Here is a 26,745-nt window from a genome sequence, read left to right as displayed (position 1 = left end):
CAAAAGAAAGAACATTAGAGCTTCCAAGTAGGAAAGTCACTATCTTTTTGTTTCTCATAATCTTTCATTCTGGAGTATGCGTTAGCTAGTTTAGACACTATAAATCCTTGAGGGCCCGAGATTTCTATACGATCGTTTAACTCGTGAATCCTAACATTCGCAAACATATTTGCTACCTGGGCTAAATTTTCAATAGTATCCATTAATTCAGGGTGGTCATTGTAATTACATTTTGCTATGGAGTAAATATAATCCAGTTTATTTCTAATTCGTTTAAGCGTTTCGATATCAAACTGTTGATTTTGCATAAGTTTTTCACTCCTCGTTTATAAAGCATATGTAAATAAAGGTAATGAATTACTGAAAATGATGAATAACAAATATGGAGGATAAAGTTTAAACGGCGTGAAAACATTGGAATGTATGGCTATCCCATTTGCTGAGTTTTAGATACATTCGTATTATTTTTTTAAAATGGAAATGATGTAGGTAAATAGCGAAAGGAGCGGTAAAATGGAAACTAGCATGAGTATGGAGGAAGTTGTAAATAAAATTTCTGAACTTTTTAAGCAGGAAGGAGAGCCCCCTCCTAAAAAGCAGGTGAAAAAGTCACATCCAGAACTGATGAAAAATGCATTGTATTATTTCCAAAATTGGGAAAATGCAATTGAACATAGTTCAGGATCTTAACCCAAAACCATACATAGACTTATAAGACGTTTGCTGGATAGTTCCGGCTGGAAGCTAAGAAAGCTAGTCAATCGGTTAAGGGGCAAAAAACTTTTTTGTTTAAAGGCGACTAGCGCAACAGCAGGTGCACAGGCTTGATTGACACCCTACCATGTCCAACAAAAGTTATGCTCTTCTTCCGCCTCTACCGCCCTGTTTTGCTAACGTGGAGTGTTTTCAATTGCCCATGCCCACCAAGGTCCGAAAGCTGCGTAAACGCCTGCTCCTGATTTTCCATTGCTAATGGAATGAATTCACTCTGAATTTCTGAAGGAGTTTCGTATTTTAACACACCTAGTGCTCTTTTTATTTCTTCGCTACATGATAATCCGCAAAACTTCTTTTACTCATTTCTTAACCTCGTTTTTTGTTTTTTTCGACATATTTATAGAATTCTCTCCAAAAAACATCATATGCATGATCTGAATATGGTCCATCATACTTGAAAAGTGCCAGACAAATCGGCATTTATTTTAATTTTAAAAAGTAACATATAAAATTGGGTGGATTTTGCGGATTATTTCTTTGAGACCAACTTATATGACATTTATCATACTCTGCACCTGACACCTGTTACTTACAAGGTGATTTTTATTCCACTATAATAAAATTTAACAATACATAGGAAGGAATTTTGAATAAAATGACCTTAAAAAATACTACTAATTTAAAAAAACAAGTTGCTCCTTATGAAAAATCAACGACTAAGGAAAGTGTGTGGCAGCTCATCAACACGGTCGTGCCATTTTTAATCTTATGGTATCTTGCTTATAAAAGTTTATCTGTTTCTTATTGGCTATCATTAGTTCCTTCTGTGATAGCAGCTGGGTTTTTGACTAGGATTTTCATTATTTTTCATGATTGTACCCATCATTCCTTCTTTAAAAGTCGCCGTGCCAATCGAATAGTTGGGACCGTTATGGGGGTTTTAACCATTTTCCCGTTTGATCAATGGGGATATGAGCATGCTGTGCATCACGCTACAAGTGGTAACTTAGATAAGCGGGGAACAGGAGATATTTGGACACTTACTGTGGATGAATATGTGGCAGCACCATTTAGACTACGTTTAGCCTATCGTTTCTATCGCAATCCTTTTGTTATGTTTGGATTAGGTCCGATTTATGTTTTCCTGCTTAAAAATAGATTTAACCGAAGAGGTGCAAGAAAAAAGGAACGTATGAACACCTATTTGACGAATATATTGATTGTTGCTTTAGCAGGATTACTCTGCTGGGCAGTCGGATGGCAGGCGTTTCTTTTAGTACAAGGAACGATTTTTATGCTATCAGGTTCAGCGGGCATTTGGCTGTTTTATGTACAGCACACTTTTGAAGATTCATATTTTGAAGGAAATCAAGACTGGGAATATGTAAAAGCAGCAGTGGAGGGAAGTTCTTTTTATAAGCTTCCAAAATTTATTCAATTTCTTACTGGGAATATTGGCTACCATCATGTTCACCATTTAAGTCCAAGGGTTCCCAACTATAAATTAGAGGAGGCACATAATCATACACTTCCTTTACAAAACGTACCAACAATCACCCTTACTACAAGTCTGAAATCACTACATTTCCGACTTTGGGATGAGGAAAGCAAGAACTTTGTGAGCTATAAAGCGATCAAAGGTTTAGCCAAAAGCAGTGTTTCTGTTAAAGTAAAACCGGAACTATAGCATACCATATATGGCTGACTCCTCTTATTTTAAGGGGAGTTTCTGCTTAAAAAACAGCTGACAGATAAGGAGACAAATAGGATGATTCGAATTGTCATTGCCGAGGATCAGGGTATGTTGTTAGAGGCAATTGGTTCTCTCCTTAATTTGGAAGAGGATATGGAAGTGGTCGGGAAGGCTAGCAATGGAGAAGAGGCCCTTACTTTTGTTCGTCGATTGAAGCCCGATATTTGTATAATGGATATAGAGATGCCTGAAAAGAGCGGACTTGAGGCAGCTGAAGCTTTACATCCATTTGAATGCAAAGTAATCATTTTAACAACCTTCGCAAGGGCAGGTTATTTTGAGCGGGCACTAAAAGCAGATGTAAGAGGTTACTTATTAAAGGACAGCCCAAGCGATGAGTTAGCCTGCTCGATTCGCAGCATTATGAATGGAAACAGAATTTACGCGAACGAACTAATGGACGCAGATTCCAGTTATTACGAACGGGAAACGGAAGGCTTAAAGCAGTTTGCCGGTAGGACAATCAAAAATAAAATCTCTAATCAGAAAAGGAGCACCTATGGAATGGTAAGACATTATATTTCAACCATCATGTATAAAATGAAGCTCCCGACCGGATCGTCGGGCTCATAACCCGAAGGTCGCAGGTTCAAATCCTGCCTCCGCAATATGGTCTGGTAGTTCAGTTGGTTAGAGCGCACGCCTGATAAGCGTGAGGTCGATGGTTCGAGTCCATTTAGGACCACCATACTTTTATAACTATAATCTGCCTTATTTTTGGAATTATTGGATTAATCGTTATTTTTAGCAATTAGGTCAGAAAACGAAAAATCAGTCCACTCGTTAATGAGTGGGCTTTTATTGTTTTAATGCAACTGTTTGCAACTATTTTAGCTTTAGGCCCAGTACCAGCGTTCGTCGATATTAGTTTATTGTTTCTACACAATTGTATGGGTGACCTTAAGGATGTTATTAATTGCAATATGCTTGGTCAATAACCCAGTAAAATGACTAAAACTAACCAGAAAGGTAACTCAACCTAGAATAATAATGGGGTGATTTTATGAGTAAAGCTAAAGGAAAAGGTGGAACAGGGAGAGGAACAGACAAGAAAGGTTGGAATCGTTGGCGAGCTAGTGCAAACAAAAAAAAGAGTGCAAAACCTTATATAAGTAAAGGTACAAAAAAACGGATTATGAAAATGACCCTACAAGCAATAGTTAAAGCCAATTATCAATAAGATCATCCATAATCGGGCGCATTTCTGGAGAGGTGAGGATAGCTATCCTTAAATTCACATTTCATTTTGTGCCTCTCCTATTTTCGATTCCAAGGCAATTTCCAATGTTCTCCTTCTAGAAAACACTTTTTGCAATATCAATTACCATACTCGCCACCTGGAAGCCGCTTCATTTCCGTTTGGGGAAACCACTTTGCGTTGCGCAGTAAGCACACATTTGTTTTACTTCCGATTCTCCCAATGCTCTTCAATCTCCAATTCCTCTTCAATCATTCTTTTTAACTGTGTTTCATTAATATATTGAGGACCTTTGATTAGAACGTTTAAAGCCTCTCTATATGTATAGGTTACTAATAATGGCAGTAGACGATCATGCAATTAATAGTTTGAGAACATGGTTTGAAATTGAATATGAGAAATTAAAAACAGAATGGAAAAGTGGACAGTACGAAAACCTTTCTGATTGCCCATCTTTTAAGATTTTTTTTAGGTAGTTTAATAAGATATTGAATAAACTTTTTTAGGAGGTAATTAAATTGGAACAACGAATTGATAATTACAAGGTAGCACCAGAAGCACTTAAAATAATGATGGAAATGGTGAAGTACACGAAAACTACAGGTATAGGCCTAGTGACAGGGTAGCTGCTCTAATCCGCAAGACTTTTTCCAATATAAGTAATTATCATCTTCTATTCAGGGGTCGTATCTGATCACAAAGGGAAGTTATTGATAATTTGTTTTTGACAATAGTTTTAATAACGACTAATCAAAGGTTTTCCGATTAAAAAAAACGGGAAAATTTAAATTATCAAATACAATCGTTTTTGATTGTGATCTTTTAGAACTAACTATGATTTCTATTTACTATAATTGGCATTTATTCTGCGGGAATTAGAGGTTGAAAACTTTTGGAAAGAAAAATCTTAATGTCATCATATTAATTAGCGAATAGATGGGTAAAAATATAGACGTTGCCAGTCCATATTATTTCGTATAGAAGTTGAAGACTAATAAATTCTTAACTAATGGTTAAAAAAAGTAAAAGCTGCATATGCAGCTTTTTTTGTGGATCCAGGGCAAGGAATGAATGTAAGTTAATGGATGAAAGGTTACATTAGCTGAACTTCAGAACTTTTATTATTAAGCTAAATGGCAGGTTTGTGAAATAATGCTATATGTCAATCCGAAAGGTTTTCCAAAAAAAGTTGGGGAATGCTGCTGTTATAGGATAGCCTTATATTGATTTATGGCAGGAATTTACTAAAAAAGCAAAACAAACTGATAGCGGTCTTTTTTATTGGTTCGGTTGCTACACAGACCCCTACTTCGTTTCGATAAATGAACCGATTCGATTTTTGGAATCGGTTCTTTGAATTTTGTTCATTATTCTTCCGGCTGATTTTTTGGAATTCTCTACCTTGTGACATTTTATATTTCCGAGCCTGCATACGGGACCATCTTATTTCACCCAGATCGCAGCATAACGATCTTTTCCATTGTTTGTGTGAACATTAATATGAATAAGCCTATAGCCTTTCTTAACCAATTCATTGAATGTCCGCTGATACTGCTCAGCGGTCAAGCCATGTCGGGCTTGCCATGCGGGACCTTTTTGTTTCACCCAAATTGCAGCATAACGATCTTTTCCACCGATTGTGTAACTACTAACATCGATGAGTCTATAGCCTTTCTTTACCAGTTCATTGAACGTCCGTTGAAGCTGCTCTGCGGTCAAGCCATGTCGGGCTTGCCATGCGGGACCTTTTTGTTTCACCCAAATTGCAGCATAACGATCTTTTCCACTACCGTTTGTGTGAACATTAATATGAATAAGCCTATAGCCTTTCTTAACCAATTCATTGAACGTCCGCTGATACTGCTCTGCGGTCAAGCCATGTCGGGCTTGCCATGCGGGACCTTTTTGTTTCACCCAAATTGCAGCATAACGATCTTTTCCACTACCGTTTGTGTGAACATTAATATGAATAAGCCTATAGCCTTTCTTAACCAATTCATTGAATGTCCGCTGATACTGCTCAGCGGTCAAACCATGTCGGGCTTGCCATGCGGGGCCATTTCGTTTCTCCCAGATGGCAGCGTAGCGATCTTTTCCACCGATTGTGTAGCTACTAACATCGATGAGTCTATAGCCTTTCTTTACCAGTTCATTGAATGTCCGCTGATACTGCTCAGCGGTCAAGCCATGCAGGGCTTGCCATGCCGGGTGACTTTCTGCAAACACCTGCTTAGACAAAACGAGACTCGATGTTGGACTAGCTGCATTCGCCTTTCCTTCAAAATCAAAAGCTAAAGAGAAAACTAACGCTAGAGCCATAACGGGAAAAGGCAGAACACGTATTAATTTTCTTAACATCAAATTCCTCCCTAGATTAAATTTTCAGACTTAAAAAGTATAACGCATTAAGAGAATAAATACATGATTCAATTTACCAGTTTTATCCTAAAAAATAATTAACATTTTCCCCTTGTTGTTAAACTAAACGTACTTTGCGGTCTACAGCAAGAACCCTGTCACTAAGCCAAATATGTATTATGTTACATTGTGCAGAGCACAAAAAAAGCTGCATACGCAGCCAATAATTTCTTTGAAGGAATGATTATTTTACCTTTTCTTTTTAAAAGCTAAAAAGGTAAGAATTAAAGAAACTAAGACAAGCAAATAAATCGGAGTCATCCAAATCCAATAAATTGATCCGGGACCACCTTGCGTAATCCCCGTATCAATAGCAATAAAATTCCAATGCAAACTCACTGGATTTTTTGCATTAATGGAAAACTCAGGTAGATACAAAGATGCTTTTGTAACCCTATAAATTACATATATTAAACTTATTAATAATAGAATTATTGCTGTTAATAATTTCTTCAACGGAATTTTTCCCCTTTGGTAAATATACTATTTTTAATAATTCTCCATTTACCTAAATATTTCCTTTCCAACCCCCTGCCCGTTAGAATTCCTGTAGACCACTAATTATCAACACTTCATTAAGCTCTTTACATTATTCAGTAAGAAATGGTAATCCAAAAAGAATGATATCTTGAAACATAGAGATCTTCTGAGGGGGTCGAAAAAAACGGAATATGTCGAATAATTAATAAATTACTAATTTCGAAGATAAAATCACATTCGGACTACAAAATGCAAATTTAAATGATGAAACATCAACAAAAGTAGGCCGGTTATTTAATAAAATGCAACTTGTAGAGATGAAATCTCATAAAAGTAGAAAATCAGAGCATTAATTTCAATATAATATACTTAGATCCATAAGATGTCGGAAAATTGTTGTAATTTGTTTTAAATTATTGTACATTTATATTTATAAAATTGAATTTACAAGATCTTTCCACTAGGGGTGCCTTGTGCTGAGAGGGATGTTCGCATCTCGACCCTTAGAACCTGATCTAGTTCATACTAGCGTAGGGAAGTGGTTTGTTATGATAAGCCTATTGATGGTTACTTATAGGAATTGATGTATCATGGCCACTCTCATACTTTGAAGAGTGGTCTTTTTTATGGAAATAATAGGTGGAAAGATGGAGAAGGGAGGATGGAGTTTTACTTTGAAAGCCCCGTCTAAATAAAAAAATGAGGTGGAATCATGAAAAGATCATTAACTTTGACAGATGTTTTAGTGACGGTTGTTATTTCGATTGTGTTTGGTTTGATTTATAAATTATGGAGTCCTTTATATTACGCGGTTAAACCGATTGGGCTGCATATTGACCAGCTTATATACGGAATGTGGTTTATAGCAGCAACGGTAGCCTTTTTAATCATTCGCAAACCCGGGGTAGCGTTTTTAGCTGAAATAGCAGCAGCTTCAGGAGAATTTTTGGCAGGATCAGAATTTGGGTTAGAAGCTCTGTTATACGGTGCCATGCAAGGTTTGTTTGCAGAAATTATTTTTGCATTGTTTATGTATAAGCGTTATAGCCTGTTTGTGACGTGTTTAGCAGCTTTTGGCTCTGGATTGGCTTCCATCATTATGGACTCCTACAAAGGATATATCGGTGATTTAGCTCTATGGAATTTGACTCTTTTTGTAGGTGCTCGGCTAATTGGTACGATTCTTATTGCAGGCGTTGGCGCTTATTATTTAGTAAAAGCGTTAGAAGAAACGAAGGTAACTACTATTCTTCGTACGAACCGTCAAGAACATTACGATGCACTTGATAAGTAATGAGGTGGAGTAATGAAAAAGATAGTTGAAGTGAAGGATTTACGCCTACTTTATCCAGATTCTAATCGATTAGTTTTAAAAGACGTGACAGTTTCTTTCCATGAGGGTGAAAAAGTGTTGATTACAGGACCTTCAGGAGGAGGGAAGTCAACACTTTTACAAGTGTTGGCAGGCATTATCCCTCATTCAATTGACGTACCCCTGAAAGCGAAAGAATTACTTCTTCCAGACTCTTGGGGCTATGTATTTCAAGACCCAGACTCGCAATTTTGTATGCCCTATGTAGATGAAGAAATTGCTTTCGTGTTAGAAAACTTAAACGTACCTTATTCAGAAATGAAACAGCGTATACAGGAAGTCATGAGTGAGGTCGGATTGCGCCTTGAAAATATTCATACGAAAATTGCCCATTTATCCGGAGGAATGAAGCAGCGCCTAGCAATCGCTTCTGTTCTTGCGTTACATCCAAAAGTACTGCTATTAGATGAACCAACAGCGATGTTAGACCCAGAGGGAACAGAACAAGTGTGGGAAACAGTCCAAGAAATATCTCAAAATCGAACTGTTATCATTGTTGAGCATAAGCTCCAATATGTTCTTGATTATATTGACCGTATCGTTTTACTAAATGACCAAGGAGAAGTTGTTGCAGACGGGGATAAAGACTATGTACTCAAACATTATCAACAAGACCTAAAGAGATATGGAATTTGGTATCCGAATGCTTGGAATGACTATAAAAAAGAAAGAAAGATAAAGCATTCTTCTTTCAGTCAGGAAGATAAACCCATTATCCAGTTATCGGATTTTAAAGGATACCGAGGGCGAAAGGAAGCAATCGCTATTGAAAAAGCTGACGTGTATAAAGGTGAATGTATTGCTATTCGTGGAGAGAACGGAGCAGGAAAAAGTACCTTATTGCATTCTCTTATGCAGCTTTTAAAAACAACAGGAACTTATAGGGTTTTGGGGGAAAATGCAAAAAAATTTAAAGTTGTGTCTAAATCAATGATGATGGTTTTCCAAAATCCAGAACATCAATTTGTGGCCAACTCCGTATTTGATGAAATGGCTTATTCTTTAAAGCTTCAATGTAAAAATAAGAAAGAAATTAATAAAAAAGTAGAAGAGATGCTAAAGCAGTTTAATCTTTACCATCTAAAGGAGCAGCATCCTTATCACCTTTCTGTTGGACAAAAAAAGAGATTAAGTGTTGCATCCTCTTTAATTGCAAATCAACCAATCATTTTATTAGATGAACCGACATTTGGGCAAGATTTGCATAATACGATTAACATTCTTGAAGTACTGGAAGGAAAAAGAAGTGAGGGAACCACCATCATTATGGTGACACATAGTGAAGAGATTATTAATCAATTTGCTACAAGAGTTTGGGAAATCAAGAATGGCGGGCTTGTTTCAAACTCAGAAAATAATAAGGTGTTTAATATTGCAATTATTTAAAGGGTGATGATCATGTTAATAGATTGGCAGCAAAGGAAAACATGGCTGCATACGGTTAATCCAAGCTTAAAAATTTGCTTAACACTTCTGTTATATCTTTATATTTTGTTCATTCATAATGTAAACATTTTAATGAACTTAGCTGTTCTTAGCCTTTTAAGTTTTTATTTGTTAACAGGATTATCATTTAAATATAACTCCATTCTTTTTATTCCTTGTTTATTTATCTTTTTGTCAACTGGTTCTTCGATGATTTTATTTGGCCAAGGGGACACAACATGGTTTAAATGGGGGCTTATTCATATAACAGAAGAAAGTTTTTACCGCGGGATTCATGTTGGCTTTAGAGCTATTACATTTGCTATGCTGGGCTTCTTATTTACACTAACAACAAAGCCGGTTGACTTATTTTATTCTTTAATGCAGCAAATGAAGTTAAGTCCTAAATTTGCTTATAGCTTTATGGCTGTTTTTCGCCTACTTCCGATACTTATAGATGAATTCCAAACGCTTCGTTTTGCATTAAAAGTTAGAGGGATCGAAAGCAAAAAGGGAATAAAAGCTATTATTTATAAAACAAAATTGTATGCTATTCCATTACTAGCTCAAAGTATACGCAAGGCGCATCGTATTGCTGTTGCGATGGAGGCGAAACAATTTTCTGCTGTTAAAGAAAGAACTTATTATTATCAGTATTCTTTTTCGACAAGGGATGGCTTATTTTTTTTAAGCATAATTGCTTGTTTACTACTAGCTGTATGGGCAGCTAAAATCTATCCATATGTGTCCATATCAGATGTTAGGCAATTTTAAATTAGGGAGAGTAGGGAAATGAAATTTTCAGAAATCATACGTAAAGAAGCAAATCAGATTTGGGAAGCTAATTTTCAGCATCCGTTTATTCAAGAATTACGAGATGGAACATTGCCTTTAGAGAAATTCAAATATTATGTAATGCAAGATTCATATTATTTAAGCCACTTTGCAAAGGTACAAGCATTAGCAGCTGCAAAGGCGACAGACCCTAAACTAACAGAGCAAATGGCTGTTCATGCCCAAAACACAGCCAAGGCAGAAGGATCATTGCATGAAAGTTTTATAAAAGAATTGGGAATTACAGAAGAGCATAAAAAACAATTTCAACCGGCTCCCTGTGCTTATGCTTATACGTCCCATTTGTATCGTGCAGCATTTGAAGGTCATGTAGGTGATATTATTGCTGCTTTATTGCCATGCTATTGGATCTATTATGAAATTGGCCATCTGTTAAAAGGCGCAACACCTGGAGTAAGCATTTATCAACAATGGATTGACGCTTACCATAGCGAATGGTTTGAAATGCTAGTGAAGGAACAAATCAACAATATTGATAACATCGCAGCCCGTGATACAGAAGAAGGGCGCGAGCGCATGAAGAAGCATTTTATCATTAGCAGCGAGTATGAGTATGAATTTTGGCAAATGGCTTACTCCTTAGAAAAATGGCCGGCATCTAATCAAATACTGAATGTTTAATCTCACTTTTGAGCTAACAACTGTGTAGGATTTCTATTTTCTTTGTTTATTGAAACAGTGGAGTTTGCTATTCCTATGGGGCGTTCTTCAGATATAGATGATGTAATATTAAATACAATTGGAACATTTTTAGGGTACATAATTTGGAAACTTTTCAATTCTAAATCGTCAAGTATTTCCTCATTTAAAGAAACATCAAATGGAAAAATTTAATGCCAATCTTATTGTACTATCGGGTGCGATACTTCAAGAAGAAGGTCGCCTTTTTTTCAAAAAGAAAGATTGTGAAATTTTGTACTTCAACTATCGTGGCAGTTTAGTTGAACAATCGTCATTAGCTTTTATTCAACAATCGGGCCATTTAATGGAATTAGACTCTTAAATAAAGTTGGATATTTATATTAATTTTCTCTTCACGATTATTTGTAATTCGAAAAAGTTAAGCCCACATTATAATTGGATGAACCAAAAAGGGACCTTGAAATGGTATGAATTGGATTAAGGTCCTTCTTTCGTTTTCTATTCATTTGTTTAAACAGTCTACACCATGGTTGGATAGGAGGAAACGAAATAAAACTATAGCTAGAAATAATCTAAAATATTTTTTCGCTAGATTGTTATAGCATCACCCGTTTTGAGTTTTTGGTTTCATTGATTTCTAGGTTAACGTTAGCAACGCGCACTTTCTTTGCGTGTAATAAGTAATACAAAGCTATGCTGGCAAATACAAGTATAGCAATTGTTACATACAATCCTCGATAACCAGTAAAAGGTAGTAAAAACCCTAATAAATACGGTCCCGTCACCATCCCTACATCTCCTAATAAGAAGAAGGTTGAAGTAGCTAAACCAGCCCGATGGTGTGGACTGCTTTTAATAGCAATGGCTTGTGTGCTTGATTGAAGCGTTCCAAACCCTAAACCGATGAAGACACCTGCTAATAATAAAGTAAATCCATTATGAGATTGGCTTAGTAATATCAAGCCAACTGCAAAAGATAGCAAGGATGGGTACATGACAAAGTTTTCACCTTTTGTATCAAACCATTTCCCGGTGAAAGGTCTTGAAACAAGAATACTAATAGCAAATACTACAAAAAAGAAGCTCGCTGCATCGACTAATTGAATATCCTTTGCATACGCCATTAAAAATGTGAGAATACTTGAGTAACTAAAGTTAATCAAACCGACAACAATTGAAATCGGTACAGCTTTCATCTCAATATAGTCTTTTAAATGAAAACCTTTTGAGGAAGTAGATTTTGTTTGAGGTACAGCTGGTGTTGCGACTTTTAAGAAGGCTGTAATGATAAAACCACTGATGGCAAATACTATACAAACGAGGAAAATCATTTGATAATCACCATATTGACTAATGAAAAGTCCTAAAAATGGGCCAATGGCTGAAGCAAGTGTATTACTCAATGTAAAGTAACCGATCCCTTTTCCCCTGTGTTCAGATGAGATTAAGCCAACAACAATCGTATTGGTCGCAGTAGCTGCTAAACCAAACGCAACCCCGTGTAAAAAACGATTCAATAATAATAACATTAAATTATTAATTTCAAAGTAGAGTATGGTCGTCATAATACTAAAGGCTAATCCGATATAGAGTATTTTTTTGTGACCGACACTTTGAATAAATTTCCCTGCAAAAGGTCTTGCTATTAACACACCTAAAATGAAAATACTTGCAGCTAAACCAGCCTGACTTTGCGTAGCATCAAGTTTTTCCATCGCGTAGGCAGAAAAAATAACTACTAATAAATAAAATGTTAAAAATATAAAAAGATTGGTTAAAAAGACGATAAGGAAGTCTTTTGTCCAAAGTTTATGCTTGTCCATGTATTTGATTACCTTCCTTGTTGATGTACATTATTTTTAATTTTGTTTAATGTGGTGAAAAATTGTTCTTGTTCTGTTGATGAAATATTTTTTAACGCATTCAATTCAATTTCATCCACAATATTTCGCCCAAGAATGTATGATTCTTTGCCTTTCTCCGTTAGTGCAATCCTTCGTTCTCTTTTATCCTTACCAGACACTGGAAGAACTAATTTGTGTTCTTCCAATCGATTGACCGTTCTCGTTATAGCTGATTTTTCGACATGCAAATAGTTCGCAATTTCCACTAATGTTGCCGAATCATAATTGTAAAGATAATTGATGATTAACCATTGCGAATGGTATAGCTCATTTTTTGTCAATTGCTCATTCATTTTATTCACTAATAATCGCGCTAATTGCAAATAGTCATGAAACTTTAAATCATTCATTTTATAAAAATCCTTTCGTTCTAATAGTTGACTAGTCAACTATATACTTCCTTTTTTAATTGTGCAACCACCTACTAACATTTTTATTGATTTTTTTATTAGATAAAGAGAGCCGATATTTACCTCTTTTGTGAAGGGGGTAGCGTTCGAACTAACGGTGACAGATCCTTCTTATCTAAATGATTTGGTGCCTTTATTGAAAATTAAATTATTGATCTTCAACAATCGGGCGCTTTTCTTTAGTAAGAAGGCGTCTTTTTGATATGCGCCCCTACAAATTAAAGAATTAGATTTTGTTAAAATAAAAAAAGAATGTGAAGGTTTTCACTTAAACTAACGGGTGCTTATGTTGAAGAATAGGGGCTGCTTCGGCAGCCCTTTTCTTGTTCGATATACATACAGATAAAGTGTTTTACACTGAGTTGTTATTGTAAAGAATTTTGCTCCATTTGCAATTCAATTTATTTGGATTGTGGAAACGACCAAATGATTATGGTCCACCTCTATATGATACTGTTTTCCATTTGCTCCTTTTACTAAATAAATCAGATCTGCACCAATTAAAGATCCAGTTTTTGAATAAAGGGAATACGAGATCATTTTTGTACCTTTATCTTTCATCGCTTGCCTTAGACTTTCATTAAGAGTTGACCGGTTAATGTAGTTTGAAAAACCAATAAAAATAATGACGGCAACTACTACTGCAACAAGAAAGTACCAACCTTTTTTATTAGCTTTAGACATGGGTTCCCTCCTAAACTATTTTAATAATAACTTAAATAACTATATTTATTATGATTATTCGGAATATTGATTAATACATGAATAGAATTCAATTAAATTTTAATAAGAAGGTTGAGAATTTTTGAGGTAGTAAGCTTATTCAATAATGAAATTTGGTTGCATGACAAAATGGGGCTAATACAAAGGTATTTATAAGTAGAAGAAACTCGTCAAAACAATCATTTTTAACTAAAGCAAAGGCTTTTTCAAATCAAGGACTTATTTCATATTCAACAAACAGGCCAAATTGTGGAGGAAACAGTACGAGTAAGAACACTGTTCCTAGACTGTTTTGTGAAGTGTTTCACTTAAACTATCGTGGCAGGTACTTAAAGAACAGATTCGTGCGAAATAAAAAAGAGCAACGCTTTAAAGTTGCTCTAATTTTTTATTCTAATGCTTTTATTTTAAGCCGCAATTAATTTTTTCTTAATTGCTTTTCTTTTTGTTATATAACGTTGTGCAAAATAAGAACCTAATACATAAATAACTGCTAGTGCTTGAAATGATAAAGTTTCTACGGTTGGAAAAATACAGAACCAAACTTGACCCCAATTAGGTATATAAAGATTACTAATTGTGGTTGTACTCATCCAACCTGCTAATTGCATCTCTTGAATAGTTTCGCCTACCATTACTGCTAAAACTATTACTAAAAGAGCACCGGTAAACACTAACATCTTTTTATGAGGTAAACGACGTTGAGCTAAAAATGTGAGAACGCCAACGATCATCGTTAATGCTAAACCAATTAAAGCTCCTTGAAGAACATGAAAATAAACTTCCTCAAGATTAGAAAAATGACAATACTTAAGAAGACCCTGCTCAATCGTTAAAAAAAGAGGAGAGCGTAAGGAATAAGTCTATGAATTGGTTGACTGGATTAAGGTCTGTATCAGTATTGACACTTCCATACCATTTTCATTCTCTGTGGTGAAGCGCTGATTTTTGCGCTTCATGAGTTCATTGAATATAACGGTTTATTTATACGATAGTAATAATTCCCTCCTACTAACGGGTGCTTGAGTTGAACAGTGGGGTTGCTGTGGGAATCCCATTTCTTATTTGAACGGGAGGTTAGTGAGTGAAGGAATTTCTAATCGTTAAGATTGTGCACTATCAGTTAGTGTACGATTTTTTGTGCAAAATGATAATCAGTAAAGAAGTGCCCTTGCGGCAAATTATGCATGGGCACTTTATTTTAAAAGATATCCATTTTTTCTTTTGTGAATTAGTAATTGTACCAATCGTTGTAATCGTTGTAGCCGCTATAACATCCGCCACATCCACCACATCCGCCACAGCCGAAGCAACCGAAGCAACCGAAACATCGGAATCCTCCACAACGAAATCCCCCGCATTGAAATCCACCACAACGCATTCCACCGCCGCAACGCATTCCGCCGCCACAACGCATTCCGCCAAAATGACGTGGATCATTGAGGTTTGGATCGATTGGAATTAAATTACCGACTTGGAAATTATCCATTCCTAAAGTTTGAAGTTCATATTGAAAATTGTTCATTTTTACCGCCCCTGTTTATTTAATAATTAGCTTAAACTAATATCTAACAAGAGATTTGAACGAAGAAATTTTGTTAGTTTTGTGCAAATAAGAAATACTACGTGTACTCTCTTCAACAAAATATGATTCCTTTTAGGTCGCTGTTACTGATTTAACAGCCTATTTCACGTTAAAATTATCATGAAATGAGGATGGTTGATTATTTTTCAGATTGCTTTTGATAAGGAAGATACCCTTTTATCCATATTCTGGTTTTGGACTAAAGATGGACTACTCCCCTTGTTTGTATCGGACTGGGTATGTGAAGTATTCCACTTAAACTATCGGGTGCGTTACTTGAAGATCCAGCTGCCATAATTGGTGGCTTTTTTGTATTCAACTAAAGTGGCAGGTTAGTGTAACAGGGAATGATATAATAATTGTATATAAAAGATAGAAACTGATACTAAATGGGAGGGGGAATTGGCACTTGAATAAAACACAAGTAAAAGTTTATTTCAGCTTGCACGGTGATAACTTTCCTATTGATAATGTGACTGAATCATTGGGGATTAAACCGACCAATTCATATAAAAAGGGCAATGTTATTGTAAGAAAACCTAATCCTAATAGTGTTTCAACTAAAGTCCAACACCGAAAAGAAACAGCCTGGGAATTAGGTACCGACTATCAAGAATCCTATGGTGTGAAGGAACAATTGAACCAGATTATAAGACCATTCTTTTATAATGAAAATTGAGCCTTTATAAAAAATTACAATAAAATAATATGAAATTGACTCAAATATGTAAAGATACGGAAAAATTATTTCTACTCATTTTTATGTATAATATCTATGAAGAACAAAACTATAAATGCTTGTTTATGAAATAATAATTGTAACGTTCAGCCGTTAGCATTTGTAGACGTTCATTTCAACTTTAGACCCTCAGATAGAGTAGGAGAATAGGGGAGGGTTAGTTTGAAGGATTTTGTTATTTGTTCTTCTTTATAGAAGGATTTAAATGAGAGGAAATAATGATAGAGCTAGATGTTAAAAAGGAACAGGTTGTGCAAGAAATACTAGAAAAGATTGAACAGCGTAAATACCTTATTTCGAAAGACGTAAAGGGATGATTAGATTTTTACTTATTTAATTCATTATAGACGGATTTTACATGAAAAGTAATGGACTAAAATCAGTCTCTCATCAGTCAGAGATAAGTTAGTGATAACTGCTTCTTTTTAAATCAACTTTTAGTAACTTACACATAGGAGAGAAGATAAATGTCAGAAGAAACGTATCGTTCTCGTCAGGAACGAAAACAAGCTGTAAAAATAAGACAAAATCAAAAAGAAAGTAATAAAACGCCAAAAAAAGCATCCATGTTGAAAAAAGTGTTAATTTCCTGTTTGGTGCTGGGATTTGTTTCGTCAGGAGTAGGTGCCATTACCTTCGCTACTATGATTAAAGAAGCGCCTAAATTAAATTCTTCAAAACTAGTAGATCCACTACCAACAAAATTTTATGATAAAAATGGGAATTTCATTTATGAATACGGTAAAGAAAATCGAACGAAAATTACGTATACTCAAGTTCCAAAAGTGTTGGAACACGCATTTATTGCTACCGAAGACGCAAATTTTTATAAAAATGATGGTATAGATTTTAAACGGACCGCTATAGCAATTTTCAAGAATCTAACCGGGCACTTCGGTTCTCAGGGCGGTAGTACCATAACACAGCAGGTAATTAAAAACTCCTTTTTGTCTCCACAGAAAACCATAAAGCGAAAGGTAGAAGAATGGTACTTGGCGTATCAATTGGACAAAAAATATTCTAAACAGGATATTTTAACGATGTATTTAAACAAAATCTACCTTGGAGATGGGGCCTATGGAGTGGCCGCTGCTGCAAAAACCTACTACGGAATTGATGCAAATAATTTAAATAAATTAACGCTTCCGGAGGCTGCTATGCTGGGAGGGCTCCCACAAAGTCCAACTAATTACGATCCGTCTAAACCAGCGAACAGAGAGGCTGCCACCAATCGACGTAATCTTGTGTTAAGCTCCATGCATAAACAGGGCTATATTACAGAGAAACAAATGCAGGAAGCGATGAAAGTACCTGTAACGGAGGGCCTTGTTCCGAAAACCACTCAACAAGGTATTCCTTATGAAGCATTTTTTGATGCAGCTGTTAAAGAAGTGGAAGGAAAACTTAAAAGTGTAGACATCAGCACGGGTGGATTATCTATTTATACCACTTTAGATCCAAAAGCACAGGATTATGCGGATAAAATGATGAACACAAATAATATCATTGCTTATCCTAATTCTAAGTTTCAAGGTTCATTTGTTTTTTTAGATACAAAAACTGGTGAAGTCCGGGCAATAGGGAGCGGACGAAATGAATATAAAGGAACATTTCTAGGAAACAACTTTGCAATTGATATAAAACGTCAACCAGGTTCTTCGTTTAAGCCGATTTTTGATTATGGTCCTGCGATTGAATATTTGAAATGGTCAACTGCTCACCAAATCAATGATCAGCCGACAACGTATACAAATGGTCAATCTATTTCAAATTGGGATAATAAATATCACGGGATGTTGTCAATACGGACGGCACTACAATATTCTTATAATATCCCTGCGCTTCTTACTCTTCGTGAGGTTGGCATGGATAAGGCAAAGAATTTTGCAGAAAACCTCGGTATTCCTTTTAATAACAACCAAGTGTACGAATCCTACGCGATTGGAAGTAATACAGTTAATCCTTTAGAAATGGCAGGGGCCTACAGCGCTTTTGGAAATGAAGGAGTATACAATCAACCGCATTTTGTCCAAAAAGTAGTCTTTCCTGATGGCAAAGTTGTGAGCTTTACGCCACAGCCAAACCGTGTTATGCATGATTACACAGCCTATATGGTAACAGATATGTTACGTACAGTCGTAAACTCTGGGACTGGAAAAACGGCAAATGTCCCAGGATTGGATGTTGCTGGAAAAACGGGTACAACCAATTTTGACCATAAGACCAGTGCTCAATTTGGATATCCATCCAACGCAGTAAATGATAGTTGGTTTGCGGGTTATACCCCACAATACACGATGGCTGTATGGACTGGGTATGTGAATAACGGTCCAGGCAACTATATGCTTGGAGATACTACCAAAATCTCGCAACTAATGTTTAAGGACATGATGCAAGCGTTTGGAACAGACTCAACCAGCTTTAAGCAGCCAAGTGACGTTAATAGAGTGAATAATGAACTGTACGTTAAAGGAGGAAATTCTGACGATGCTCCGAACCAGAATAACGAGCATGTTACACGCTATGATTCAAATTCTCAAGATTGGCAGGAGATGCTGCAGACAATCTCTTCTGCTATTGGAATGAGTCAAAGCAATATAACTGTATGGTGGTTAGGGAGCGACAAAAGCAACCCAGGCGGCTCAGTTGGGATTGTATCAGGAAAAGGAAATGGCACGCAAAAATATCGTGTGTATCTCCAATGGGATGGCTCAAGCTATAAAGCAACAAAGGTTGAACCAGCTTCATAAAAAGGAAAAGGGGCTGTCCGATAATTTCTAAAATAAAGCAAGTGAAGAAAAACGGATCGTATTTCTCCACTTGCTTTTGTATTTTTATAATTTTTTTCTGAAAGTATCTAGCGGATGCCTGCTACTTTTAGTTTATTGTGGGCTAAAACCTTATTGATCTTTTCAATAATGAGTAAAGCAATACTACCAATACTTCCAATGGATTTATCAGCGAATCTAATCAAATAAAAATAAGCCGCAAAAAAAAACAATGCAATTCCTTATGCGAATTGCATTGTTTTTTCAGTTGAGAGTCCCCAAAAACGGCTAAGCCTTATTCGGGACTCTCAAAAAAATATATGCTCAAACTATCATTGTCACGCCGCAAATGCGTTACGCCAATGATAGTCTAAGTAACTTGGTTATTAATCTGCGGTGACTGGTATCAATGAATAAATCAAATGCGCAACCCCATCTTCGACATTTGAAAGCGTAACCTCGTCACATAGTTCCTTTATTTCTTCATGGGCATTCCCCATAGCAACACTTTTTCCTGCAACCTGCATCATGGATAAATCGTTAAAGCTATCCCCGACAGCGGCAGTATCAGTTAAGGGGATGTCTAACTTGTTTGCCAGAATTTCTAAGGCAATTCCTTTTGAAGCATTCTTATGTTCAAATTCAAAATTGTGTTTCGCAGAGCTTACAATCGTTACATTCTCCAAATGTTCAAATTGTGTCCTTCCTTTTTTCCGCTTCTCTTCATGAAAGGAAAATGCAAGGATGTTATAGATTTCTATTTCCTTACTCGCCAGGTCTTGGTACGATTTAATAAAAGAAAACCCTGTTTGACTATATTGCTTTTCAGCAGCATATTTCAGCTGTTCAATACTTACATCAGGATTCGCACTTGAAACGCGGTCCATTTCAATGGCTAGAAGCTCCCGTCCATTCTGCGAGGTAAAAATTGAATGATTGCTGAATACCTCATAATAGAAGTTTTCATTCTCCAGCCATCGTAAAATGATAATGGCATCATCTTGATTAATTGGTTCTGAGTGGAATATTGCCCCATTCGGTTGATGAATGGTTGCCTCATTTGCAGCAATAATCCAGGTTTTCAATCCGGAATTTTTAAAAATTGCTTGAACATCAAAATGGGCCCGGCCTGTGGCGATGACTACTTCAACACCATTGGATTGGGCAAATTTAATTGCTTCCAGATTCCTTTGGCTTATACGGTTTTCTTCATTAAGTAATGTGCCATCCAAATCCACGGCAATTAATTTTATCACTTTAATCAACTCCTTCTTCTTCTATATCCGCTGTCAAGAGTTCCACATTGTTTTTACTCAACAATTTCCTAAACTCCTTCGAAGGGGTTTTATCGGTAATTAAGAGATCAATATCCTGTAAGTCAGCAAAGCGAAAAAAATCAGTAATGCCGAGCTTCGTATGGTCGGCCAGCACGATTACCTGTTTTGCCTGCTGAATCATTTTTCTTTTTACAACGCCATCTTCTTCATGGGCGATGGTTAATCCGTTTTCCGAGATTCCGACAACTCCGATATATACCTTATCCACATGGTATTCAGAAAGTTTTTCGTTTACGGATGAACCATAGAGAAATCGGTGTTCTTTTTGCAGTGTGCCCCCTAGAAGCTGAATATTTATTTGAGGCTTGGATGATAATACTTCAGCCTGGTTGATTGAATTGGTGATGATGGTACAATCTATGTTTTCGATCTGTTCTGCACAAGCTTGAACGGTAGTGGAAGCATCTAAGATTACTCTGTCGTTAGGATAAATTAACAAGGCAGCCAATTTTCCGATTTTCTTTTTTTCTTCTGATACCGTTTTAAGTCGTTTCGTATAGTTTTTCACCTCATCATGGACAGATGGGAGAATCGCTCCGCCACGAGTACGCACAATCGCTTTTTCTTCTTCAAGCCTGACAAGATCCCTTCTAGCTGTATCCCTAGAAACAGCGAACAATGAACAAATTTGATCAACCGAAACCCTGTTATTCTCTTTTAGAAAATCCATGATTGACAGTAATCTTTCCTCTTGGTACAACGAATCGCACCTCCGATTTAAGTAGTTTTAAGTAATTATACACCATCACTTGCATATTTGTAAGGGTAAATAAGTGTTTTTAAGCAATGCGCACGGCCCCCAAAAATTTTTTATCCCTGCTTGATCAAATCTTAGATTGTATACTAAATTTTTTAAATAGTATAATAAGGTTGTAATCTATTTATTAACTACCGGTAGTTGGTTGAAGGAGAAAATGCCATGCAAAATATGCTAAGTATTGGAGAAATGGCGAAGCTAAGAAATGTAACAGTAGATACATTACGACATTACGATAAAATTGGATTGTTAAAGCCGTATTATACTGATCCCGATACTGGCTATCGTTACTATTCCATTTACCAATATGAAATTCTTGGAACCATTAAAGAATTAAGAAGAATCGGTTTTTCCTTAGAGGAAATCAGGAAATTTCTAACAGATCGTAACGTAAAAAAATCGGTTCAATTTCTTCAAAAATCAATGGAAAATATACAAGAAAAAATTAAGGAATTGCAAAATATCCATCAGATTTTGAAGACACGAATAAACAATATTGAATCTTTCACTAATAGTTACGGGAATTCGGATATCGTAGTTAAACAATTTGAAGAGCGGGAATATATTCAGCTTCCAAGGCCGGTAGGGTGGGAGGATAAAGAAAATCTTTATCTTGGACTTTTGGAGCTGGAGAACATGATTACCGGAGACATCCCGGTATTGGCAAGCAATAAATTTGGAGATTTTATCAAAAAGGAGTACTTTGATGATATTCGTAAAACCTCTTATTGTTTCCAAAAACTAGGTGGCTATCAATCTCAATTATTCATTCTGGTGCAGGACGAAGAGCCTAAGCAGCCAACACAGAAACTAGAAAAAGGACTATATGTATGTTCCTACTATGGAGGACTCGTAAGAGAGAAGATGCTGGTCCAGCTTAAGAAGGTGCTCTGTTATTGCGATACACATGGATATGTGATTAAAGGTGATGCTGTTCGTATTATGCAGGTTGACATATCGCTGACGGATCAATATGATGAAGCTTATTATGAAATCCAAATTCCGATTCAAGGCCCTTTGAAATGATTTTTTATCATTTTGGGGGCTTTTTTTAATGACAGCGGTTGACTCTGGAGTTAGACGAGACTTTATCATAAATTCAAACATATTGGATGGAGTGATGCTTTTTTAAGTTTAATTTTCTGAATTTTCCTAGAAAATAATATTGCACGATAACATTTACAAGGAGGTTTGATTAATGGCAAATACAAATTCACCTACGCTTAAACGTTCGCTTAGTTTGACACATGTCGTCTTTTTCGGATTGGCTTTTATGGCTCCAAAAACGTTTTTTGCTACATACGGGGTTGCGGTACAAAGCACAAATGGGATGATCCCAACTGCATATGCAATTGCTTTAGTTGTCATGTTATTTACAGCCTATAGCTATGCCCAATTAGTTAAAGCGTTTCCAAACGCAGGAGCGGCTTATACGTTTGCGCAAAAATCAATTAGTCCACATATTGGATTTATCGTTGGTTGGACCATCATTATTGATTATATGTTCAGTCCAATGATCAGTTCCCTAATCCTCGGAATCTCATTGAAAGCTTATTTTCCAGCAGTTCCAAGGTTTGTTTGGATTATTTTATTTGTTGCCATTGTCACAATTGTCAACATCCTTGGCATTAAATTTGCAGCAAAAATTAATATGTATATGCTTTTCTTTCAATTTTTATTGTTTGCACTATTTTTTATCCTGTCGATTAAAGGGCTTCTTGCAGGAAAAGGAACAGGGACATTATTTTCAGCCGTTCCTTTTTATGATCCTGAAGTAAAAGCATCCAATCTTCTATCTGTTATTCCTATTCTATGTTTTAGTTTTTTAGGTTTTGATGCAGTGACAACATTGTCAGAAGAGACGGAGAATCCTAAGAGAACGCTGCCCAAAGCGATCTACTTGATAACATTTATAGGCGGCTTCTTATTTATTGCAGGTTCCTATTTTGCACAACTCATTTTTCCGGAGTTTCAGTCTTTCAAAAATCCTGAATCCGGTTATTTAGAAATTGCGATGTATATCGGCGGAAATATTTTTATGAGTTTCTTCGTAGCAGTGGGGTTAACTTCTACCTTTGCTTCAGCCGTTGCATCCGGAACGAGCGCCTCTCGCATTTTGTATGCGATGGGAAGGGAAAATGTACTGCCAAAAAAAGTATTTGGCTATCTATCCCCGAAATACCGTACACCGATTATTAATATTTTAATTGTTGGCGGGATTGCCTTGAGTGCTCTTTTCTTAAATCTAACAACAGCCATATCGCTGATTAATTTTGGAGGATTGTTCGCTTTCATTTTTGTGAATCTTTCTGTAATTGCTCACTATTTTTTCCGAAGAAAGCAGAGATCTTTTAAAGGGACGATTCAATATCTAGTGATCCCGCTTATTGGTGCAGCACTAATTGGCTTGTTTTTTATAAAATTAGATAAACATTCACTAATACTAGGTGGAACTTGGCTTCTTATCGGATTTATCTATCTATTAAACTTAACAAAAATGTTTAGACAGCCGCCTCCCGAGCTTGCCTTTGAAGAAGCTTAGCCTATAGAGCTAGAAATGAAAGGATTGATTAATCATGTTTCAACAACCAGCTGATATCATTATTTCAAGTAATGCTGTATTTACAGGGCTTTCCGACCAGCCCGAACCTGCTTCGATTGCGATTAAGGATAACATAATTGTAGCGATTGGCTGCATGGAAGAAATGAAAGCCTTTGCAGGTGAGAATACGAAAATCTATAACTTTAAAGACCAATTAGTGATGCCGGGATTCCATGATTTCCATCTTCATATTATGCAAGGGGCCGTTGCCCTCACTAGTGTCAATCTGTTTGATGCTCGTTCAGAAGAAGAAGCGTTGGAAATGATCTGCAAATTTGCTGAATCAAAACCGGAAAATCAATGGGTGATTGGGTTTATGTGGGATGCAGGTTTCTGGGATACACAACAATTACCGACTCGTCATTCATTGGACCGTATTCTTCCAGACCGTCCGGCACTACTGTTTCACGCCGAAGGCCATTATGCATGGGTAAATACGAAAGCATTAGAGCTTGCTAATATTAACCGGGATACAGAAAACCCTTCTTACGGTATGATCGGAAAAGATAATAATGGAGACCCCGACGGTCTTTTATATGAAAAGGCAATGGATGCAGTGGTTCGCCATGCATTTAATTTTTCGACTTTACAAAAGAAGGAAATCTTCTCTAATTTCTTGAAACATGCAGCAAGCTTTGGGGTAACGGCTGTTCATGACTTACATGGCTTAAAACAAATCGATGCACTCGATGTTTTCAAAGAATTTGAAGATAAAGGGGAACTATCAACTCGTATTCATGTATGGCCAGCATTAAATGGCAATCTTGAACATGCCAAGCATTTGCGAGATAGGTATCAATCGGATAAACTCCGTATTTCAGGATTGAAACAATTTATTGATGGCGTTATTACTGCTCGCACTGCTTATTTAATAGAACCTTATGCGGACCAACCAGGTACACGTGGGGAGACGTCTTACCCTCCTGAGACTATTAAAAAATGGGTGGTTGAGGCAGATAAAGAAGGATTTAGTATACGTTTTCATGCAATTGGGAATGGTGCTATTCGCCTGGCATTAGATGTATATGAAGAAGCACAAAAGGCAAACGGCAAGCGGGATTCACGTCATTCCATTGAGCATATCGAAGTGATTCATCCTGATGATATCCATCGTTTCAAAAAGCTTGGCGTTACTGTTTCGATGCAGCCAGACCACTTGGCGATGTCCGAACGAGGTGTGTATACCGATCGAATAGGAAATGAACGAGAAAAGCATGTTTTTGCCATAAATACATTGAAAAAAACCGGTGCGAACTTGGCATTTGGGACAGATTTCCCGATTGATATCCTGAATCCGCTTCAACAAGTTTATCGTGCTGTATCGAGAATAGACAGCAGTGGAAAAACGGTATGGCATCCACAGGAACGGATCCCTCTTGCTGAAGCATTGAAAGCTTATACTAGTGGACCAGCTTATGGAACATTCAGGGAGCATGAATTAGGTACATTGGAAGTAGGGAAACTTGCGGATCTTGTCGTTCTAGAACAAAATCTCTTTGAATTACCGGTGGAAGAAATACCGGATACAAAGGTACAGTTAACGATAGTGGATGGAAAAGTAGTTTATGAAAATGTTGGAACTTTCGTAAAATAAGGTTGTTTTGTTGCTTTTAAAAGAACAAATTCTATTAAAACAGTCATTGTGAAGTGTAAAGATACACTTTATCCGCGAATCCTAAAACAATAAGAACCTGCGTAAGGAGGATGATCTATGAATCAAACAAGCTCGCCCACGCTAAAGCGTTCTCTTTCATTAAAATATCTTGTGTTTTTTGGGCTGTCCTTTATGTGTCCAACGACTCTGTTTTCAACTTATGGAGTAGCTGTTCATAGCACGAACGGGATGCTTTCGACGGCTTACTTTGTTGCGTTAATCATTATGCTATTTACTGCCTACAGCTATGCGCAGTTGGTAAAGGCCTTTCCAAATGCGGGTGCTGCCTATACGTTTACCCAAAAATCCCTTAGTCCTCATATTGGTTTTCTTGTAGGATGGGCGATATTATTGGATTATGTATTTAGTCCAATGATTAGTTCTTTATTGTTAGGAATCGCCATGAAGGCCTATTTCCCATCGATTCCTATGTATGTATGGATCATTGTCTTTATTATGACGATAACAGTTGTAAATATACTTGGTATCACGGTAGCAGCAAAGTTTAATACAGCTATTTTGTTCCTTCAGTTCGGAACATTCACGCTTTTTACCGTGTTTTCGATTAAGGGTCTTCTAAATGGTCTTGGAGCAGGAACACTCTTTTCGGCGCTTCCATTTATTGATTCACATATAAATCTTTCGAACACGATGTCCATGATCCCTGTTTTATGCTTTTCTTTTTTAGGATTTGATGCGGTAACAACCCTTTCTGAAGAAGCGAAAAACCCTCAAAAGAATATACCTAGGGCAATTTTTCTTATTACACTCATTGGCGGGGGATTATATATTGTTGGTTCCTATTTTTTACAGCTCGTCTGGCCGGACTATCATTCATTTAAAAATCCGGAAGCAGCTTATATGGAAATTGCCATGCGGGTAGGGGGAAACTTTTTAATGAGTTATATTCTTGCGGAAGGAATCGTTTCAAGCTTTGCATCAGCCATTGCATCAGGGACAAGTGCATCCCGGATTTTATATGCAATGGGCCGTGAACATGTACTTCCTGCTAAAATATTTGGGTATCTTTCACCTAAGTATCGTACACCCGTTTACAACATTTTAATTATTGGAGGCATTGCGTTTAGTGCACTTTTCTTAAGTCTTACATCTGCCGTATCTCTCATCAATTTTGGTGCATTTTTTGCTTTTACCTTCGTGAATCTTTCTGTTATTTCTCACTTTTATATTCGAGAAAAACAAAGATCTTTAACTGGGACCATTCGGTACTTTATTTTTCCGTTAATCGGTGCTTCGCTTACAGGATTATTTTGGTTTAAATTAGACATTCATTCACTTATACTGGGTGGGGTTTGGCTTGTGTTAGGATTTATTTACCTTTTAAATATTACAAAAATGTTTAGACTGCCTCCTCCTAAGCTGGGATTTGAAGAGGCTCAATGATA

23 protein-coding genes, 2 tRNA genes, 2 pseudogenes and 1 riboswitch are annotated in these 26,745 nt (G+C 36.5%); of the genes and pseudogenes, 17 read left to right on the top strand and 10 right to left on the bottom strand.

Translation table 11 applies throughout. The features are described 5' to 3' along the window. Window positions 1-14 precede the first annotated feature (14 nt). Window positions 15-308 (bottom strand): hypothetical protein, encoded by a 294-nt coding sequence (locus BIV60_RS02395; RefSeq protein ID WP_071354146.1) that lies wholly within the window; start codon window positions 306-308, stop codon window positions 15-17. A 205-nt stretch (window positions 309-513) separates the two neighbouring features. Here BIV60_RS02395 and BIV60_RS29435 point away from each other — a divergent pair, with 205 nt between their 5' ends. The 6 genes and pseudogenes from BIV60_RS29435 to BIV60_RS28105 all read left to right on the top strand — a co-directional run bounded on the left by BIV60_RS29435 (window position 514) and on the right by BIV60_RS28105 (window position 3,650). After that, on the top strand, window positions 514-690 hold the full coding sequence (locus tag BIV60_RS29435; protein WP_177177203.1) for a hypothetical protein: 177 nt from the start codon (window positions 514-516) through the stop codon (window positions 688-690). Between the two features lie 682 nt (window positions 691-1,372). Beyond that, a complete protein-coding gene (desA, locus tag BIV60_RS02390) occupies window positions 1,373-2,404 on the top strand; it encodes a Delta(5) desaturase DesA (protein ID WP_071354162.1) in 1,032 nt (343 codons plus the stop codon). An 81-nt stretch (window positions 2,405-2,485) separates the two neighbouring features. Further along, window positions 2,486-2,758, top strand: a pseudogene (locus BIV60_RS30825) (response regulator); the annotation flags it as partial. 199 nt (window positions 2,759-2,957) lie between these two features. Next, window positions 2,958-3,075 (top strand) — tRNA-Met (locus BIV60_RS29425). A 6-nt stretch (window positions 3,076-3,081) separates the two neighbouring features. Next, window positions 3,082-3,158, top strand: a tRNA-Ile gene (locus BIV60_RS02380). Window positions 3,159-3,473: 315 nt separating this feature from the next. Next, the gene (locus BIV60_RS28105) at window positions 3,474-3,650 is read left to right on the top strand and encodes a DUF3934 domain-containing protein (RefSeq protein ID WP_083402068.1); all 177 of its coding nucleotides are present in this window, start codon (window positions 3,474-3,476) and stop codon (window positions 3,648-3,650) included. Window positions 3,651-5,111: 1,461 nt separating this feature from the next. Here the strand turns inward: BIV60_RS28105 and BIV60_RS02375 are convergent. Next, window positions 5,112-6,026, bottom strand: coding sequence for a hypothetical protein (locus BIV60_RS02375; protein WP_071354144.1), 915 nt, complete (start codon window positions 6,024-6,026; stop codon window positions 5,112-5,114). Window positions 6,027-6,275: 249 nt separating this feature from the next. Further along, on the bottom strand, window positions 6,276-6,542 hold the full coding sequence (locus tag BIV60_RS02370; protein ID WP_071354143.1) for a hypothetical protein: 267 nt from the start codon (window positions 6,540-6,542) through the stop codon (window positions 6,276-6,278). 476 nt (window positions 6,543-7,018) lie between these two features. Next, window positions 7,019-7,120: riboswitch (TPP riboswitch) on the top strand. 158 nt (window positions 7,121-7,278) lie between these two features. On the opposite strand from BIV60_RS02370, the gene BIV60_RS02365 reads away from it, so the two are divergent. The 5 genes and pseudogenes from BIV60_RS02365 to BIV60_RS28100 form a co-directional block, all read left to right on the top strand. Further along, complete coding sequence (locus BIV60_RS02365; protein WP_071354142.1) at window positions 7,279-7,860, top strand: ECF transporter S component; 582 nt, start codon at window positions 7,279-7,281, stop codon at window positions 7,858-7,860. 12 nt (window positions 7,861-7,872) lie between these two features. Continuing rightward, on the top strand, window positions 7,873-9,324 hold the full coding sequence (locus BIV60_RS02360; protein ID WP_071354141.1) for an ABC transporter ATP-binding protein: 1,452 nt from the start codon (window positions 7,873-7,875) through the stop codon (window positions 9,322-9,324). 18 nt (window positions 9,325-9,342) lie between these two features. Beyond that, on the top strand, window positions 9,343-10,137 hold the full coding sequence (locus BIV60_RS02355) for an energy-coupling factor transporter transmembrane component T family protein (protein ID WP_071354161.1): 795 nt from the start codon (window positions 9,343-9,345) through the stop codon (window positions 10,135-10,137). Between the two features lie 18 nt (window positions 10,138-10,155). Next, window positions 10,156-10,839, top strand: coding sequence for a thiaminase II (gene tenA, locus BIV60_RS02350; RefSeq protein WP_071354140.1), 684 nt, complete (start codon window positions 10,156-10,158; stop codon window positions 10,837-10,839). 36 nt (window positions 10,840-10,875) lie between these two features. Continuing rightward, window positions 10,876-11,052, top strand: a pseudogene (locus BIV60_RS28100) (VanZ family protein); the annotation flags it as partial. Between the two features lie 404 nt (window positions 11,053-11,456). Here BIV60_RS28100 and BIV60_RS02340 read toward each other — a convergent pair. From BIV60_RS02340 to BIV60_RS28095, 5 genes are all read right to left on the bottom strand, one after another. After that, window positions 11,457-12,683 (bottom strand): MFS transporter, encoded by a 1,227-nt coding sequence (locus tag BIV60_RS02340; RefSeq protein ID WP_071354138.1) that lies wholly within the window; start codon window positions 12,681-12,683, stop codon window positions 11,457-11,459. A gap of 8 nt (window positions 12,684-12,691) precedes the next feature. Then, the gene (locus BIV60_RS02335) at window positions 12,692-13,153 is read right to left on the bottom strand and encodes a MarR family winged helix-turn-helix transcriptional regulator (RefSeq protein WP_083402066.1); all 462 of its coding nucleotides are present in this window, start codon (window positions 13,151-13,153) and stop codon (window positions 12,692-12,694) included. A gap of 417 nt (window positions 13,154-13,570) precedes the next feature. Then, window positions 13,571-13,858, bottom strand: coding sequence for a hypothetical protein (locus BIV60_RS02330; RefSeq protein WP_071354137.1), 288 nt, complete (start codon window positions 13,856-13,858; stop codon window positions 13,571-13,573). Window positions 13,859-14,304: 446 nt separating this feature from the next. Beyond that, window positions 14,305-14,631: an FTR1 family protein gene (locus BIV60_RS02325; protein WP_071354136.1), complete on the bottom strand. Its 327-nt coding sequence runs from the start codon at window positions 14,629-14,631 to the stop codon at window positions 14,305-14,307. Between the two features lie 497 nt (window positions 14,632-15,128). Next, window positions 15,129-15,386 (bottom strand): heterocycloanthracin/sonorensin family bacteriocin, encoded by a 258-nt coding sequence (locus BIV60_RS28095; protein ID WP_256218277.1) that lies wholly within the window; start codon window positions 15,384-15,386, stop codon window positions 15,129-15,131. 505 nt (window positions 15,387-15,891) lie between these two features. Between BIV60_RS28095 and BIV60_RS02315 the strand changes: the two genes are divergently transcribed. Both BIV60_RS02315 and BIV60_RS02310 read left to right on the top strand, forming a co-directional pair. Continuing rightward, a complete protein-coding gene (locus BIV60_RS02315; RefSeq protein ID WP_083402064.1) occupies window positions 15,892-16,161 on the top strand; it encodes a DUF4279 domain-containing protein in 270 nt (89 codons plus the stop codon). Between the two features lie 527 nt (window positions 16,162-16,688). Continuing rightward, window positions 16,689-18,971 carry a PBP1A family penicillin-binding protein gene (locus BIV60_RS02310; RefSeq protein ID WP_083402063.1) on the top strand — a complete coding sequence of 761 codons (2,283 nt, stop codon included), beginning with the start codon at window positions 16,689-16,691 and terminating at the stop codon, window positions 18,969-18,971. 404 nt (window positions 18,972-19,375) lie between these two features. Here BIV60_RS02310 and BIV60_RS02305 read toward each other — a convergent pair whose 3' ends face one another. Continuing rightward, entirely contained in the window at window positions 19,376-20,242 is an 867-nt protein-coding gene (locus BIV60_RS02305; protein ID WP_071354159.1) for a Cof-type HAD-IIB family hydrolase, read from the bottom strand. A 4-nt stretch (window positions 20,243-20,246) separates the two neighbouring features. After that, entirely contained in the window at window positions 20,247-21,026 is a 780-nt protein-coding gene (locus BIV60_RS02300; protein WP_071354134.1) for a DeoR/GlpR family DNA-binding transcription regulator, read from the bottom strand. Window positions 21,027-21,245: 219 nt separating this feature from the next. On the opposite strand from BIV60_RS02300, the gene BIV60_RS02295 reads away from it, so the two are divergent. The 4 genes from BIV60_RS02295 to BIV60_RS02280 all read left to right on the top strand — a co-directional run bounded on the left by BIV60_RS02295 (window position 21,246) and on the right by BIV60_RS02280 (window position 26,743). Beyond that, window positions 21,246-22,109, top strand: coding sequence for a MerR family transcriptional regulator (locus BIV60_RS02295; RefSeq protein WP_071354133.1), 864 nt, complete (start codon window positions 21,246-21,248; stop codon window positions 22,107-22,109). A 172-nt stretch (window positions 22,110-22,281) separates the two neighbouring features. Then, window positions 22,282-23,625 carry an APC family permease gene (locus BIV60_RS02290; protein ID WP_071354132.1) on the top strand — a complete coding sequence of 448 codons (1,344 nt, stop codon included), beginning with the start codon at window positions 22,282-22,284 and terminating at the stop codon, window positions 23,623-23,625. Between the two features lie 34 nt (window positions 23,626-23,659). Next, window positions 23,660-25,279: an amidohydrolase gene (locus BIV60_RS02285; protein WP_071354131.1), complete on the top strand. Its 1,620-nt coding sequence runs from the start codon at window positions 23,660-23,662 to the stop codon at window positions 25,277-25,279. Window positions 25,280-25,396: 117 nt separating this feature from the next. Beyond that, a complete protein-coding gene (locus BIV60_RS02280) occupies window positions 25,397-26,743 on the top strand; it encodes an APC family permease (protein ID WP_071354130.1) in 1,347 nt (448 codons plus the stop codon). The last annotated feature ends 2 nt before the right edge of the window (window positions 26,744-26,745 follow it).

Origin of the sequence: Bacillus sp. MUM 116 (genome assembly GCF_001866655.1) — a bacterium.
Taxonomy (GTDB): Bacteria; Bacillota; Bacilli; order Bacillales; family Cytobacillaceae; genus Neobacillus.
The sequence above is the reverse complement of the archived record's forward strand: the minus strand, read 5'-3'. Positions and strand labels throughout refer to the sequence as shown.